The following is a 15,647-nucleotide window of genomic DNA, read 5'->3' on the forward strand; positions in this document are numbered from 1 at the left end:
TTTTGATAGTATTATTATTTTTCTAACTTTTTAAAATATTCATTTACAAATGTTTTTTGACCTTCTCTAAAAATATTAAAACAATTAAAGTTGATTATAATACCTTTTGGAACTTTTAACAAGTTCATATAATTTAAAACTTGAGCATCATGAATAGGTTTTATTTCAGAAACTGATTTCAATTCAACTATTAAACAATTTTCTACAAATAAATCACAACGAAATTCAATATTTAGTTCTTTTCCTTTGTAAACTACAGGAACTTTAAATTCAGATATAAAGTTTATATTTCGATTGGTTAATTCCTCAATCATACACTTTTGGTAAACACTTTCCAATAAACCACTTCCCATGTTTTTATGAACTTCAATTGCGGCTCCAATAACATTAAATGTTAGTTCGTCTAAATATTTTTGTGTCATTTTCAATTTAGGCTTTTATCATGTAAATAATTGATTAGAATTATATTACTCTATGAGTAAAAAAATGTTTTCTATGTATTTCTCAATATTAAATTAACCTATGTTTCTATGTGGTTTTATCTCAATTCTATAACGTTAATCTAAAATCGTTTTTTCCTAACTAACAACCAAATCACAATTGGCGCACCAATTACTGAGGTAATAGCATTAATCGGTAAAGTTAAATCGGAGCCCGGCAATTGTGCTATACAGTCGCAAAGCAGCAAAATGGCAGCACCTAGTAACAAGGTTCCTAGCAACAAAACGGCATGATTACTTGTTTGAAAAATCAATTTTGCTATATGTGGAACTGCTAAGCCAATAAAAGCAATGGGGCCAGCAAATGCGGTAATACTTCCTGCTAAAATACTAGTGACTAAGATAATGATGATTTTGGTTTTTTTATAGTTAATTCCGATGCTTTGTGCATATTTTTCACCAAGAAGTAAGGCATTTAAGGGTTTGATCACCCAAACACTCAAAAGGACACCGATGCACACAAAACTTCCTAAAATTCCAACTTCTTTCCATGATAAATTACTGATACTTCCTAGTGACCAAAAGGTGAATTTCTGTAATTGTTCGGCAGTTGAAAAATACGATAATACATTGACAATTGCACTAGTAAAACTTCCAAACATTAAACCAACAATCAGAATTGCCATGGTGTCTTTTAATTGTTTGGCAACTACTAAAACAGCTAAAAGTACTAAGAAGCTTCCTAGTCCAGATGCTAAAACCAAACCAAATGGCGATAAAAAAAGAGTTGCGACTGATTGCGGTAAAAAAGCAACACCTAAAATTACAAAAGCAACGCCTAAACTCGCACCCGAACTCAATCCCAAAACGTAAGGCCCGGCCAAAGGATTTCTAAACAAAGTTTGCATCAATAAACCACTAATAGCAAGTCCGATTCCAACAAAAATTGCAGTAAAGGCTTTAGGTAAACGAAAATTCCAAAGAATAATTTCCCATGAAGATTTATCAAGCGGTTGCCCAAAAATTCCTTTTGTCAATTGTTCTAAAGGAATTGCAACCGAACCCAAGCTAATATTAACAAAAAATAAAATTACTACTGAAAATAGCAATAATAAAAGAAATAAATTTTGTTTTTTGGTAAACGGCATGCATTGAAATTTTGGCTAAATTACGGTTTTTAGAATATATTTTGGAGAAATTGAATTTAATTAGTTTTAAATTTTAAGACTCAGTATCAGTTTTCAGTCCCAGTTTGTCACGCTGTAAAGCGTCTCTTTTATGAACTTTTCACAACAATCAAAATCGTTTTTGACTTATCTGACTTATATGTTTAATTTATAGCATGTAATAACCACAGATTACTTCGTCTGTTCGACTTTAGGTCTCGAGTCGCAGATTTTTGACCTTTGAGTAACTTTGTGAAAAACTTCGTGGTACTTTGTGTTACTAAAGTTTTACAATTATCCAAATTCTTCCAATCAGTGTTTCTATAAACTATTTTATTACTTTAAACTATTTTATTACTTTTTCCGAAGTTTTGTCCTTGATTTGAAATTACGACATGTCACTTCGAGCGAAGTCGAGAACACCTGAAAACAGTCTCGACTTCGCTCGACTTGACAAATCAGAATTATATCAATTAAAAAACCACTTTCATTCTTGCGAAATCAGTGGTTTTTAAAGTTAGGGTTGGTTATAAAATTGTAAGTAAGAAGTAAAAAGTCTAATCTCTAACTTCTAACATCTATCTTCTTTTTTTTAGTTGCTCAACATTACCGGCATTACTAACATAGTAACCGTTTCGCCTTCGTCTAAACCGTCTACTGGAGTTAAGATTCCTGCACGGTTTGGCATCGACATTTCCAGTTGGATTTCGTCGCTAGTTAAGTTGTTTAACATTTCAGTTAAAAATCTTGAGTTGAAACCAATTTGCATGTCATCACCTTGGTAATCACAAGTTAAACGCTCGTCTGCTTTGTTTGAATAATCGATGTCTTCTGCAGAAATGTTTAACTCAGTTCCAGCAATTTTCAAACGAATTTGGTGAGTCGTTTTGTTAGCAAAAATAGCCACACGACGCACAGAATTCAAGAATTGCACGCGACTAATTAATAATTTATTTGGATTTTCCTTTGGAATAACTGCTTCGTAGTTTGGATATTTTCCATCAATTAAACGACACAATAACACATAATTTTCGAATGAAAAAGTTGCGTTAGAATCGTTGTATTCGATTTTTACATCAGCATCAGAAGCACCTAAAATTCCTTTCAAAATGTTCAAAGGTTTCTTTGGCATAATAAAATCAGCTACTTGCGATGCATGAACATCTGTTCTAGCGTATTTTACTAATTTGTGTGCATCTGTAGCTACAAAAATTAATCCTTCTGGAGAAAATTGGAAGAAAACACCGCTCATTACTGGACGTAAATCATCGTTTCCGGCTGCAAAAATCGTTTTACTAATAGCTGTTGCTAATACTTCAGCAGGAACTAATGTAGACGATGGATCATCTAAAGAAACTGCTTTTGGGAACTCTTCTCCTGGCGCATAAGCTAATGCATATTTACCTGAATTAGAGCTAATTTCAACCGTATTGTTTTCCTCAACCGTAAACGTTAATGGTTGCTCAGGAAAGGTTTTTAAAATATCTAATAATAACTTTGCAGGAATTGCCACGCTACCTGTACTTGTAGAATCAATTTCTAAAGTTGCCGACATGGTAGTTTCTAAATCAGAAGCAGAAACCGTCAAAGTGTTGTTGTTCAATTCAAATAAGAAATTGTCTAAAATAGGCAACGTATTGCTGCTGTTGATGACACTTCCTAAAACCTGTAATTGTTTTAATAAATACGAACTCGATACTATAAACTTCATCATCTTAATTTTTAAAATCTGTTGGATTTTATTTTCACAAATATATTCTATTTATTGCCAATACCAAAAACAATTTATTAACAACTATTTGCTATACGCTCTTTTACGTAAATAGGTAAATAGAAGCCCGAAAACAAATACAATTGCAATTGGTAATCCGATAGTTATCAGTTGTGCCCAAGTGTAATTTTGGTATACTTTTTCTTTGTCTAATAAAGGCAAATCTACATCTTTACTTCTAATGTTAATAAGTCCGGTGTCGTCTAATAAGTAATTGACGCAGTTCATCATGAAGTCTTTGTTGCCATATAAGTTGTTGGTCCACTTATCAAAACCTAATTCCAATGGAACGCCTTTATCGATTTGATTTTTAATAACATCGCCATCCGAAATCACAATCATTTTGTTTTCGATTCCATTCGATTTAAAATTAGCATCTTTAAAAGGTAAAATTCGATTTTCGTACATCGATTTAAAACTTCCTTCCAAAAGTACTGCAACAGGCATCAAACCTTTACCCGCATAATCTTCTGGATTCACTTCTTCGGTTAACAAATCCAACGAAATTTGTGTTGGTGTTCCCACTGGTTTTGAATATTCTGAACTCGTTAATAAAACCGTTTTCTGAATGTCATTTTTCAACAATTCAATTGGAGAAGCAAACTCAAATTTTATTCCTTCCATATTTTTTACAATAGGATGCGTGGTCGCAGGATAAATAAAAGGTGAAAACTTCCAAAAAAACTGTTGGTATTGCGTTTGACTTCCTTGTTCGCCAGTAGCCACTTTAATTGGGATAGCATATTCATCTTTCACTAATAACGGATTCATTCGAATGCCGTACTTAAAGAACATATCTGTCAAATTCAGCTCATTACTATGTGCCAAAAGCGCGCCAGCTTCGCTATATAAATCTTCGTAATTGGCATTAACATTATCAATTAACCAAATCGTTTTTCCGCCGTTAATGATATATTGGTCTAAAACCTGTTTTTCTTCTTCTGAAAAAGCTTCTGTTGGTTTGGCAATAATAGCTAAATCATATTTTTTTAAGGCTTCCAAAGTTTCCGTTGGTTGTTGTTTCGCAACTGAATCCAATGTAAACGGACCAATGAAATAACTTTCTCTAACCGTTCGTAAGAAATCAGCAATAAAAATATCTTCTAATTGACCATTTCCTTTGATGATGGCTATTTTTTTCTGTTTTTCGTTGATGATTTTATGGAAAGCTTCAGCAAAAGCAAATTCTAAATGCTGCACCGAACTAATCACTTTTTCTTCGGTAGAAGCACCCATTAAGTTTTTAAGTAACCCAACTTTACTACTTCTATCACCATAACTCGCAACAGCCCATGGAAAAACGACTTCTTGGGTTTGTTTACCTTTATTATCAACGGTTACACTTAGTGGTTGCAAACCTCTTTCGTAGAATTGTTTCATTACTGCAACGCGTTCTTCTTCTTTTTCAATTGGATTGACGAATTGGAAAATAATATTGGGATTATAAGCGGTAAACTCTTCCAATAATTGTCGGGTTTCAATTTGCAAACGCTTGAAATCGGCTGGAAAATTTCCTTCCAAAAACACATCCACATACAACGGACTATCGATTTGCTCGATGATGTTCATAGAAGTTTCAGAAAGTGTATAGCGTTTGTCATGCGTTAAATCGAAACGCTTGAAATAAAACTGATTTCCGTAATTGATGGCTACCAATACGATTAAAGTAACCAAAAGTTGTTTCATTGGCTTTTTCATTAGGCTTTACTGGCTTTTAGTTTGTAAACAGTGATTGATAAAAATAAAAAAGTAGCACTTAAAAAGTAAACCACATCACGGGTGTCAATCACACCGCGACTCATACTTTTAAAATGAAAATCCATACCTAAACCAGCTACAAATCGGCTGTTATCTCCAAAGAATGAAGCCATTCCGTCAAACCCGAAATAGAAAACGAAACACAAGAAAACTGCAACAATAAAAGCTACAATTTGGTTATCTGAAAGGGTAGAAGTAAAAATACCAATTGCCGTATAAGCTGCAATTAAAAATAACAAGCCAAAATAAGAACCCATCGTACTTCCCATATCGATATTTCCAGCAGGTTTTCCTAAGCTAGAAATTATCCAAACGTAAACCAATGTCGGTAAAATAGCTAATACAATTAGAATAAAAGCACCCAAAAATTTTCCACCAACAATTTCCCAAATAGATAAAGGTTTAGTAAACAACAATTCAATAGTTCCTTGTTTGTTTTCATCCGAAAAACTACGCATGGTTACTGCTGGAATTAAGAAAATTAAAATCCAAGGCGCTAATTTAAAAAACGGACTCAAATCAGCAAATCCAGAATTTAAAATATTGAAATCGCCATCAAAAACCCATAAAAATAAGCCATTCAGCAATAAAAAAACCGCAATGACCAAGTAGCCAATGGGCGAACCAAAAAAGGATTTAATCTCTCGAAATAATAAGGCTTTCATCTTTATTTAATTTTGTTTAAAGTTTAAAGTTTAAGGTTGTTCAACTTGGAACGTTAAACCTTAAACTAATGTAACTAACTTATTTACACTCCACGCTTCGGGTTTAGCACTGAACAAACTTTTAGTATAACGCCAAACGCCTTCAAATAGTGCCGATTGTCTGTAATTTTCTAAAGCGGCTTCGTTTTCCCAATAACTGTAAGTGAAAAAAGTACAAACATCGTTTTTATCTTGGTACAATTCTAAGAATAAATTGCCTTCGAAACCTCTAATTTTATCTTTATTTTCTTCAAAATTGGCTAAAAAAGCAGCAATTTTATCTTCTTGAAAACGCATTTTTACAATTCGTACTAGCATTTTTTAATTTTTAAATTGAATCGTTATGGTATCTCTAAACTTCAATCCCAATAAAGTGTGTGCTGAACTAACGGTTTTAGAAATACTTTTGTAAACCGCAATTTCCAAATAGCCGTTTTCGTTGAAAAGTGCCAAACTCGAACCTTCAAAAGACTTTAAAGTGAATCTTTCTGAAGTTTTAAAATCACTATATTGGTTATGAAGTGTTGTAATTTTTTTGTTGTGAAAACGAATTTCGAAATTTCGTCCTAAAGCGATTTCAGTAAATAGTCTTTTGGAAATATTCGTCACGCAATTGCCAAAATGATCGATGTAAATCACGCTACCTTTAATGGTTTTTCCATCATCGGAAACTGTTGCAATGAATTCGTTTATTGGTTTTAATTCCTTGATTTCTTTCCCAATAACATTCAACAAACCACCACGAGCAATATGACAAGCCACAGTGGTAAAAACATCCATATCAGTAGCATCAGAATGTAATCTGTCATGAATATTGATAGCTACAATTTTTTGGGCTACTTTTTTTTGTGTCAATGCACTTAAAATTCCGTTATCGGCACAAATAAAATAATGGTCGTCCCATTGCATAGCAATATGTTGTGTGTTTTCACTACGTTCGCTATCTACTCCTATAAGATGTACAGTTCCTTTTGGGAAACTTTTATAAGCCGCTGCAATGCAATAACTCGCTTCGAAAATGTTGAATAAATCGATTTCGTGAGAAACATCAATAATCGTAACTTCCTGATAAGCAGAAATGATTTTGCCTTTCAAAGCACCCACAAAATGGTCCTTCAATCCAAAATCAGTAGTAAGCGTAATTATTGACATAAATTTGTTTATAACTTATTCTTGAAACAACAATTGTTTTTCTTAAATTTGAATACAAAGCTAATGTATTTTCAGCATTTCAAAAACAATTTAAATAGAAAGCCTTTGAACGAAAGAGTAATTGAATTAGTAGAGATCACGCCGAAAGATTTTTGGGGTGCTCAAGATGTTCATTTAGAAGCGATTAAAAAATATTATCCCAAATTAAAAATCGTAGCTAGAGGAACGATAGTCAAAGCCTATGGCGAAGAAGAAATCTTAGACGAATTCGAAACACGCTTTCGAAGATTGATGCAGCATTTCACCCGATTCAATAGTATTGATGAAAATGTGATTCTTCGCGTATTGGAAAGTAGCAGTCAAGAAACGCAATACATGCAAGACAGCGACAAAATTTTGGTTCATGGTGTAGGAGGAAAGCTGATTAAAGCGATGACACCAAACCAACAAAAATTGGTAGATTATATTCATAAAATGGATATGGTATTTGCTATTGGTCCAGCGGGAACAGGAAAAACCTATACTGGAGTTGCTATGGCAGTAAAAGCGTTGAAAGAAAAGCAAGTCAAACGAATTATCCTAACGCGACCAGCAGTTGAAGCCGGTGAGAATCTTGGTTTTCTTCCAGGCGATATGAAGGAAAAACTAGATCCGTACATGCAACCTCTATATGATGCGCTGCGTGACATGTTACCACCACAAACCTTGGAAGATTATATTTTAAAAGGGATCATTCAAATTGCGCCATTGGCTTTTATGCGTGGTCGTACTTTAGATAATGCGTTTGTGATTTTAGACGAAGCCCAAAATACGACGCATTCGCAAATGAAAATGTTCTTAACCCGTATGGGAAAAAATGCCAAATTCATGATTACTGGCGATCCAGGACAAGTAGATTTACCAAGAAGAACTATTTCCGGATTGAAAGAAGCAATTTTGGTATTGAAAGATGTGGATGGTATTGGCATCATTTATTTGGATGATAAAGATATTGTACGTCATAAACTGGTTAAGAAAATTATTGACGCGTATAAGAGTATTGAAAATCATGATTAGTTGATAAAGTGAAAATAGTTATTTCGGTTTTTTTAGTATTTTTTATTTTAGTGTCTCTTTCAGAGTTCATTCAGGTTTATTTTATCAGTGATGAAGGTTATCCGTTTGGTTCAGATTTTTTTGGCACTTATTCAACATATAAAAGTAAAGTTCGCTATCTTATTTTTAATAGTTTAGTTGTGATTTTTGGTTTATTGGCTTTTAAGAATTATAAAAAAAGGTTGTTTTATCTTTTTGCTTTTGCTCTTTTTTTATTGGAAACATACAACTTAATCACATAATTTTAATATGAGACTATGGCAAAAATAAATGTAAAAGAAACAGAAGTTGCAATTATCAATACTAATGAAAAGGATTATATCTCAATAACTGACATTGCAAAACATAAAACAGATGATACTAGTGCAGCGATTGGTAATTGGATGCGCAATAGAAATACCATTGAATTTTTAGGACTTTGGGAAACTATACACAATCCAAATTTTAAACCCATCGAATTCGAGGGGTTTAAAAAAGAGGCAGGATTAAACGCTTTTACAATGTCTCCTCAAAAATGGATAACTGCAACAAATGCAGTTGGCTTTATTTCTAAATCGGGCAGATATGGCGGCACTTACGCACAAAGAGACATCGCTTTTAAATTTGCAAGTTGGATTTCTGTTGAGTTTGAACTATATTTAGTTAAAGAATTCCAACGTCTAAAAGAAGAAGAACAAAAACAAATAGGTTGGTCTGCCAAAAGAGAATTAGCTAAAATTAATTATCGCATTCATACCGATGCTATAAAACAGCATTTAATTCCGCAAGAACTTACATCACAACAAACCGCTAGGGTTTATGCTAATGAAGCAGATGTGTTAAATGTAGCATTGTTTGGAATAACCGCTAAAGAATGGCGCGATAAAAATCCAGATTTAAAAGGAAATATGCGTGATTATGCCTCAATTAACGAATTGATTTGTTTGAGTAATATGGAGAATCTGAATGCGATTTTAATTGATGAAAATTTACCACAACTAGAGCGATTAATCAAACTCAACCGCATTGCTATTCAGCAAATGAGTGTTTTGGAAAATGTAGACAACAGGAAATTTTTGAAGTAAAACCAATTTCAATTTTCTGAGTTAATGAAGAAAATTAGTATTATTTATAAGAGTATTGAAAATCATGATTAAGATGTTTTTTCATTGAATTATGTAAGTTTTTACCAAAAATGTATAATTTATTTCATTTTGGTTTATAGACATTTGTAGAACATTTTTTAAAGAAAAAACATGAGAAAATTATTTTTATTTATTGGGTTATTTAGTTTGAGTTCTATTATTGGTCAAGAAACAACAATGGACATTACACCTGATAATTCTTGGTTCAAAGCAGGTATAACTGCTGGTATTCCTGTTGGTGATGCAGGTGATGCTTCATCGTTTGCTTTGGGTGTTGATTTAAGAGGTCAATACTTAATCAATCCAAATTTTGGAATTGGTTTAGCTTCAGGTTATAATCACTTTTTTGCAAAAGACGAGTTTGAAGATTTCGGACTTATTCCTGCAGCTGTTTTTTTACGTTATTATTTCACTCCAAGTGGTTTGTTTTTTGGTGCTGATTTGGGTTACGGATTCTTAACTAAAGTAGAAAACAATGATGGTGGTTTGTATGTTAATCCTCAAATTGGTTACCATAATAACGATTGGAATATTTTTGCTTTTTATCAAAACACATTTGCTGCAAATGATATCAATATTCAAACCGTTGGTGTAGGTGCTACTTACAACATTCGTTTTAAATAAACCTCATAAAAATTATAAGAGAAGAGAAGTTCGAAAGCGCTTCTCTTTTTTTGTGAAATTATTTTTGGAAGAAAATAAATAGTTTACTTTTGCACAACACAAACAACAACACAACAAATGAATACAATTACGGCAACCCAATTCAACTTCCCGGGTCAAAAATCAGTTTATAGAGGTAAAGTTAGAGAAGTATACAACATCAATGACGACTTATTAGTCATGATTGCTACAGACCGACTTTCCGCATTCGATGTAGTTTTACCAAAAGGAATTCCATATAAAGGACAAATTTTGAATCAAATTGCTACCAAATTCATGGAATTGACTTCAGATATCGTTCCTAATTGGTTAGTAGCTACTCCAGATCCAAACGTAGCGGTTGGGCATTTGTGCGAACCTTTCAAAGTAGAAATGGTGATTCGTGGCTATTTATCAGGTCATGCGGCTCGTGAATATGCTGCTGGAAAAAGAACACTTTGCGGTGTGGAAATGCCAGAAGGATTGAAAGAAAATGATCAATTTCCAACGCCAATTATCACGCCTACAACCAAAGCCGATAACGGTTCTCACGATGAGGATATTTCTCGCGAAGCTATTTTAGCAAATGGAATTGTTTCGGAAGCAGATTATTTGGTGCTAGAAAAATACACCAGAGCTTTATACCAAAGAGGAACTGAAATTGCTGCCTCAAGAGGTTTAATTTTAGTAGATACCAAATACGAATTTGGGAAAACCAAAGACGGACAAATCGTTTTGATTGACGAAATTCACACACCAGATTCTTCGCGTTATTTTTATGCAGAAGGGTATCAAGAAAGACAAAATAACAACGAAGAGCAAAAACAATTATCAAAAGAATTTGTACGCCGTTGGTTAATAGAAAATGGTTTCCAAGGCAAAGAAGGCCAACAAATTCCATTCATGAGTGACGCATACATTGAAACCGTTTCCGACCGTTACATTGAATTATTCGAAAATATTTTGGGAGAAAAATTCATTAAAGCTGATATTTCAAATATCAACGAACGCATTGAGAAGAATGTGTTGGAGTATTTAGCGAGTAGATAAGAATTTTAGTTGTTTCTTTTGAAATAATTTATTGGTAAACATACCCTTGTCAAGTCGAGCGGAGTCGAGACTTTTAGTTTAGAGTCTCAACTCTGCTCGACTTGACAAAATTAAGTCATGAAATAATGAACTGGAAAGTATTAAAAACAGAAGAAATCATTCAACAGATTAAACAAGCCAGAAAAAGAAAGTAAAAAAAATTCCGCAATAGAGGGATTTTTTTGTTGCTAAAGTTGGCTTTTTATATTTTTTATTATTTCACTTACTTCTTGAGTTGAATAAATACAACCATGACATACTTTTATTGTTCCTTTTTTATCAGTTACTTTACGAAATAAGTCTAATTCTTGTTTGCTAAATTGACTTCCTGATTTTATTAATTTCAAAATCCCCTCAACTGCATAAAGTTGTTTTTCAGAATTTGTAGACTTCAACCAGTTTAAAATACTATTCTTGTTGTTCTTAACAACAAAATCATTTAACTCTATTCTTTCTTTTGAGTTCATTGCGCCAACTCCACAATTTTCGCCATAAGTGTAATCTTTTAGAAATAATTCTTTTTCATTTAATTCAGCTTGAAAATTGTTTTTAAAAGTTGTTTTTAAATTATTAAGTTTTTTTTCGTTTTTGAATCTCTCTATTAAAACATAATAAGGTTTCCAAATGTAAGAATCAGACCAATCAGATTTAACTTTTTTATTTTTTTGTTCACTAAATTCATAATGAATAATATCATTCTCTGCAGTGATTAATTTAATTTGAAAAACTTCATAAGAATCTGATTTTTTTCCATCCTTATAGATGTGTTGGTAATATTCAAAAATACCTTCTTTAAAATCAGGAGAGAGTTCTCGAAGGTAGATCCAACGACCTCTTATTTCATCTTGAACGGTTAGTTTTTTGATACAATTCTCAAGTTCTGTAAAATCTTTATTTGAAAGCACACATGGTAAATCGTTTTTTTCTTGAAAAAACAATCTGAATGTTAAAAGTCCAATTAACAGAATGCTTAAAGAAATTATTAAAGTGTTTTTTCTCATATTGAGGTTGATTAAAACTTTAGAATGATAGGGAAATTATTAAAATAATAACAAAAATTTTAATTAAAGAATCAATCCATAAATTAAATGGAAAATAATAAAATTGAATGTCTGATTGTTTACTCATTTGATTTATTAATAGATTGATTTTTAAAATAGAAGTAATTATTCATCTTCGTTTGATAAAAGACCTTTTCCTGCCGGTTCTAATTGTACCGTTTTCTTTAAATCTTCTAATTTTGAATAAAAAGTCTTTAAACTATAATTATTTTCCATTCCATGATCAAATATGTGTTTTGTTTTATTATCATTATAAGTGATTGTAAGATCGCACATTATTTGACTAGAACTTCTTTCAAAATAGTCTTCTTTTAAACTTGGGAAATCTGAATAATTCAGCAATTCGATTAACTCCTTATATTCCTTCAAAGTTAATTTTCTATTGGCTTTATAAGAATTTAAAGTTTTTGTTAGTTTAAAATTAGCATTGAGATTTTGGTCTATTATTATTTCATATTTTCCTCTAATATCATATCCTTTAAATGAGATTTTTTCAATGTTATATTTTTTTGGATTGTTGTTATAATTAACAAAACCACCATATTTGTGAATTAATATATCGTTGCTAAAATGAAATCTAGAATTTCTTTTTACTAATAAAAGATCCTGATTATTTTCTCTTGTAGTACTAGCAATCAAATTTACATCTTCATGAAGATTAGAAATTTTAATGGAGTCTTTACCAAAGCTCATAAAAGCATAGGAATATATAAAGCCGTATTTGTCTTTACCAACTACAAAAAGATCTTTATAGCCGTTATTGTCAAAATCTCCTATGCAAAAAGGTTGAACCAACCGAGTTGAATCTTTTATCATTTCTAATCGGTAATTTTCTTTTGAAAATTTAGAATCCAATAGCATTATAAAGTTTTCAACATCAGTCAATGAAGTTAAATTATCTATCTCAGTAAGCATAATATCTTCTTTTAATTGTTTTTTACAAGAGATTAAAATTAATACCAATGTTAAAAATATAAGCTTTTTCATTTTAAAGAAGGTTTGTTGAAAAAATTAATGTGCTGTTTGATTTGAAGAATTACACTCTGCAATATACCAAAATTCCTATAAAATCACATTTCATCAAAACAAAAAAATCCGAAGTGCATTCGGATTTTTAAGATATCATTTATTCATAAGTATATTTAAAATAACTAAACGTCTCGTTATTCTCAATTTTCAATAAACTTTCATAAATCAGTTTAATTACATTTTCCACATCATCGCGGTGTACCATTTCCACTGTTGTGTGCATGTAACGTAGCGGCAACGAAATCAAAGCCGAAGCCACACCGCCATTACTATAAGCAAAAGCATCCGTATCCGTTCCAGTAACTCTAGAAGTTGCATTGCGTTGGAAAGGAATTTTATTAGCTTCCGCCGTGGCAACAATCATTTCACGCAGAATGTTTTGAGTGGCAGGCGCATAAGCAATCACAGGACCGCGACCCATTTTTAAATCGCCTTCAATCTTTTTATCAATCATGGGAGTAGAGGTGTCGTGGCAAACATCAGTAACTATCGCAACATTAGGTTTAATAGTATGCGTAATCATTTCCGCACCACGCAAACCAATTTCCTCCTGAACCGAGTTTACTATGTACAATCCAAAAGGTAATTTCTTCTTATTTTCGTGCAACAAACGCGCCACTTCAGCAATCATAAAGCCGCCCATACGGTTGTCAATAGCTCTACAAACAAATTTGTTTTCGTTTAAAATCTCAAATCCATCCGGGTAAGTAATTACACAACCCACATGAACGCCTAATTCTTCTACTTCTTTCTTGCTTTCACAACCGCAATCAATAAAAATATTTTCAATTTTTGCAGATTCTTCCGCTTTTCCGCTTCTTCCTCTAGTGTGAATCGCAGGCCAACCAAAAACGCCACGAACAATTCCTTTTTTGGTATGAATATTCACGCGCTTCGATGGCGCAATCTGATGATCCGAACCACCATTTCTAATCACATAAATCAATCCGTCATCCGTAATATAATTCACATACCACGAAATTTCATCCGAATGACCTTCAATTACCACTTTATAAGGTGCATCAGGATTAATTACCCCAACAGCACTTCCGTAAGTGTCCGTAATGAACGTGTCAACATACGGTTTCAAATAGTCCATCCAAATTTTCTGACCTTCCGCTTCATAGCCTGTTGGAGAAGCATTGTTTAAATATTTTTCTAAAAAAGTTAAAGAACTCTTCTTTAAGATTGATTTTGTGCTCATATATTATTTTTTTGCTAAATTATAAAATTGGTATCATAATTGTTCAAAATTATTTACATTTGGATAACTATTTTACGGCAATGAAACTATTCTTTTTATTTATTTTAAGTTTTCTATGTTTTACAGCATCGGGGCAAGTGCAAGATTCCATCAAAGTAACGGCTCAAGATTCGGCTGTTATTTACTCTATTGAGTTAAGAGAAATTGTGGTGTCAAAAGATGACGCCGCACTCGAAGAGCAACGTCAAAAGCTACTTATTTTAAAAAGAAGAGTTTACAAAACCTATCCTTATGCCAAAACAGCTGCCGAAAAGTTAACCCAACTCAACGCAAACATGGCAAAGCTGAAAACCAAAAAAGAAAAGAAAAAGTATTTCAAAATCGTAGAAAAATATTTAGAAGAAGAATTTGAACCAAGATTAAAGAAACTTTCCAGAAAAGACGGACAAATTTTAGTAAAACTAATTCATCGCCAAACCGGAGAAACCACTTTCGATTTAATCAAAGAATACAAAAGCGGCTGGAAAGCCTTCTGGTCAAGCAACACCGCCAAACTATTCGATATTAACATCAAAGAACAATACCAACCTTACGACAAAGCCGAAGATTTTCACATAGAAAGTATTCTAATCACCGCTTTTCGCCAAGGACATCTAGTAGAACAAGCCCCAGCAAAACCACTAGATTTAAAAGACCTCGCCGCCTCATGGAGAGCAAAAATCGAAAAAGCCAAAGCCGAAAAAAAATAATACCTATATATAAGGTATAATGTTAAAAAGATTTGAAGCAGCCGTTTCGCATTCCATAAAGACTATTGGTCCCGCTGTCCACTCTATCTTTTACAAACCTGACAGGTTTTCGAAAACTTGTCAGGTTTATAAAAGGATGCCGTTCCCATCGGGGCTAGTTCAAGACACTCAGCATTCCATAAAACCATTCCACTTGCTCGCAAAGCGAGCACTAATCTCTCGCAATGCGGGCAATTGTCATTCCGCAGAATAGGAATCTCCTACGCAGTAGGCTATTGCTTAACGCAGTTAAGCCCACAACCAGAAACCAGAAACCCATCCAACCTCTTTTATGAACTTTGCCTATACTATATATAAGTATTAAAAAACTTCTATGACTTATATGTTTAACAAACAAATATACAATGAGAGGTGTTCCTCCTAATCGGAAGGGGGGAGGGGATGTTACAAGTATATCAATCCACAACCCACAAACTATAAACCAAAAAAAACCCTTCGCGCCTTCGTGCCTTCGCGGCAAACAAAAAAACTTTCCCACATTAAATCCTTGTTATCAACAAGTTAAGAAAAGTATCAAAAAAAAGAGAAAAAAAAGATTGTAAAAGCCTTGCGAGTAAAGAAAAGAGTATTACTTTTGCACCCGCATTAAAGCAGAAGTTCACA

The 15,647-nt window shown here is 32.8% G+C and carries 16 protein-coding genes; 6 read left to right on the forward strand and 10 right to left on the reverse strand.

Annotation, left to right across the window (positions count from 1 at the left end; translation table 11 throughout):
• Positions 1–14: 14 nt before the first annotated feature.
• From DPN68_RS03895 to DPN68_RS03925, 7 genes are all read right to left on the reverse strand, one after another.
• The gene (locus DPN68_RS03895; protein ID WP_193477830.1) at positions 15–422 is read right to left on the reverse strand and encodes a GxxExxY protein; all 408 of its coding nucleotides are present in this window, start codon (positions 420–422) and stop codon (positions 15–17) included.
• A 140-nt stretch (positions 423–562) separates the two neighbouring features.
• Positions 563–1,588, reverse strand: coding sequence for an iron ABC transporter permease (locus tag DPN68_RS03900; protein ID WP_113988325.1), 1,026 nt, complete (start codon positions 1,586–1,588; stop codon positions 563–565).
• A 610-nt stretch (positions 1,589–2,198) separates the two neighbouring features.
• Positions 2,199–3,317, reverse strand: coding sequence for a DNA polymerase III subunit beta (gene dnaN, locus DPN68_RS03905; protein WP_113988357.1), 1,119 nt, complete (start codon positions 3,315–3,317; stop codon positions 2,199–2,201).
• A gap of 84 nt (positions 3,318–3,401) precedes the next feature.
• Entirely contained in the window at positions 3,402–5,075 is a 1,674-nt protein-coding gene (gene gldG / locus DPN68_RS03910; protein WP_113988326.1) for a gliding motility-associated ABC transporter substrate-binding protein GldG, read from the reverse strand.
• Positions 5,075–5,800, reverse strand: coding sequence for a gliding motility-associated ABC transporter permease subunit GldF (gldF, locus tag DPN68_RS03915; protein ID WP_113988327.1), 726 nt, complete (start codon positions 5,798–5,800; stop codon positions 5,075–5,077). The genes gldG and gldF overlap by 1 nt, the downstream gene beginning before the upstream one ends.
• A 60-nt stretch (positions 5,801–5,860) precedes the next feature.
• Positions 5,861–6,157: a putative quinol monooxygenase gene (locus tag DPN68_RS03920; protein ID WP_113988328.1), complete on the reverse strand. Its 297-nt coding sequence runs from the start codon at positions 6,155–6,157 to the stop codon at positions 5,861–5,863.
• Between the two features lie 3 nt (positions 6,158–6,160).
• Positions 6,161–6,991, reverse strand: coding sequence for an SAM hydrolase/SAM-dependent halogenase family protein (locus DPN68_RS03925; RefSeq protein ID WP_113988329.1), 831 nt, complete (start codon positions 6,989–6,991; stop codon positions 6,161–6,163).
• Positions 6,992–7,096: 105 nt separating this feature from the next.
• On the opposite strand from DPN68_RS03925, the gene DPN68_RS03930 reads away from it, so the two are divergent.
• From DPN68_RS03930 to DPN68_RS03950, 5 genes are all read left to right on the forward strand, one after another.
• Entirely contained in the window at positions 7,097–8,047 is a 951-nt protein-coding gene (locus tag DPN68_RS03930; protein ID WP_113988358.1) for a PhoH family protein, read from the forward strand.
• Between the two features lie 8 nt (positions 8,048–8,055).
• Entirely contained in the window at positions 8,056–8,328 is a 273-nt protein-coding gene (locus DPN68_RS13140) for a hypothetical protein (protein WP_113988330.1), read from the forward strand.
• A 15-nt stretch (positions 8,329–8,343) separates the two neighbouring features.
• Positions 8,344–9,150: a KilA-N domain-containing protein gene (locus DPN68_RS03940; protein WP_113988331.1), complete on the forward strand. Its 807-nt coding sequence runs from the start codon at positions 8,344–8,346 to the stop codon at positions 9,148–9,150.
• A 171-nt stretch (positions 9,151–9,321) separates the two neighbouring features.
• Positions 9,322–9,834, forward strand: coding sequence for a hypothetical protein (locus tag DPN68_RS03945; RefSeq protein WP_113988332.1), 513 nt, complete (start codon positions 9,322–9,324; stop codon positions 9,832–9,834).
• A gap of 117 nt (positions 9,835–9,951) precedes the next feature.
• Complete coding sequence (locus DPN68_RS03950; protein WP_113988333.1) at positions 9,952–10,902, forward strand: phosphoribosylaminoimidazolesuccinocarboxamide synthase; 951 nt, start codon at positions 9,952–9,954, stop codon at positions 10,900–10,902.
• Between the two features lie 227 nt (positions 10,903–11,129).
• Here the strand turns inward: DPN68_RS03950 and DPN68_RS03955 are convergent, their stop codons facing one another.
• The 3 genes from DPN68_RS03955 to DPN68_RS03965 form a co-directional block, all read right to left on the reverse strand.
• Complete coding sequence (locus DPN68_RS03955) at positions 11,130–11,942, reverse strand: hypothetical protein (protein WP_113988334.1); 813 nt, start codon at positions 11,940–11,942, stop codon at positions 11,130–11,132.
• A gap of 165 nt (positions 11,943–12,107) precedes the next feature.
• Positions 12,108–12,989: a DUF6438 domain-containing protein gene (locus DPN68_RS03960; RefSeq protein WP_113988335.1), complete on the reverse strand. Its 882-nt coding sequence runs from the start codon at positions 12,987–12,989 to the stop codon at positions 12,108–12,110.
• Positions 12,990–13,128: 139 nt separating this feature from the next.
• On the reverse strand, positions 13,129–14,235 hold the full coding sequence (locus tag DPN68_RS03965) for a M42 family metallopeptidase (protein WP_113988336.1): 1,107 nt from the start codon (positions 14,233–14,235) through the stop codon (positions 13,129–13,131).
• Positions 14,236–14,294: 59 nt separating this feature from the next.
• On the opposite strand from DPN68_RS03965, the gene DPN68_RS03970 reads away from it, so the two are divergent.
• Positions 14,295–14,984 carry a DUF4294 domain-containing protein gene (locus DPN68_RS03970; RefSeq protein ID WP_239987003.1) on the forward strand — a complete coding sequence of 230 codons (690 nt, stop codon included), beginning with the start codon at positions 14,295–14,297 and terminating at the stop codon, positions 14,982–14,984.
• Positions 14,985–15,647 lie beyond the last annotated feature (663 nt).

The organism is Flavobacterium tibetense, from assembly GCF_003293845.1.
GTDB classification, from domain to species: Bacteria; Bacteroidota; Bacteroidia; order Flavobacteriales; family Flavobacteriaceae; genus Flavobacterium; species Flavobacterium tibetense.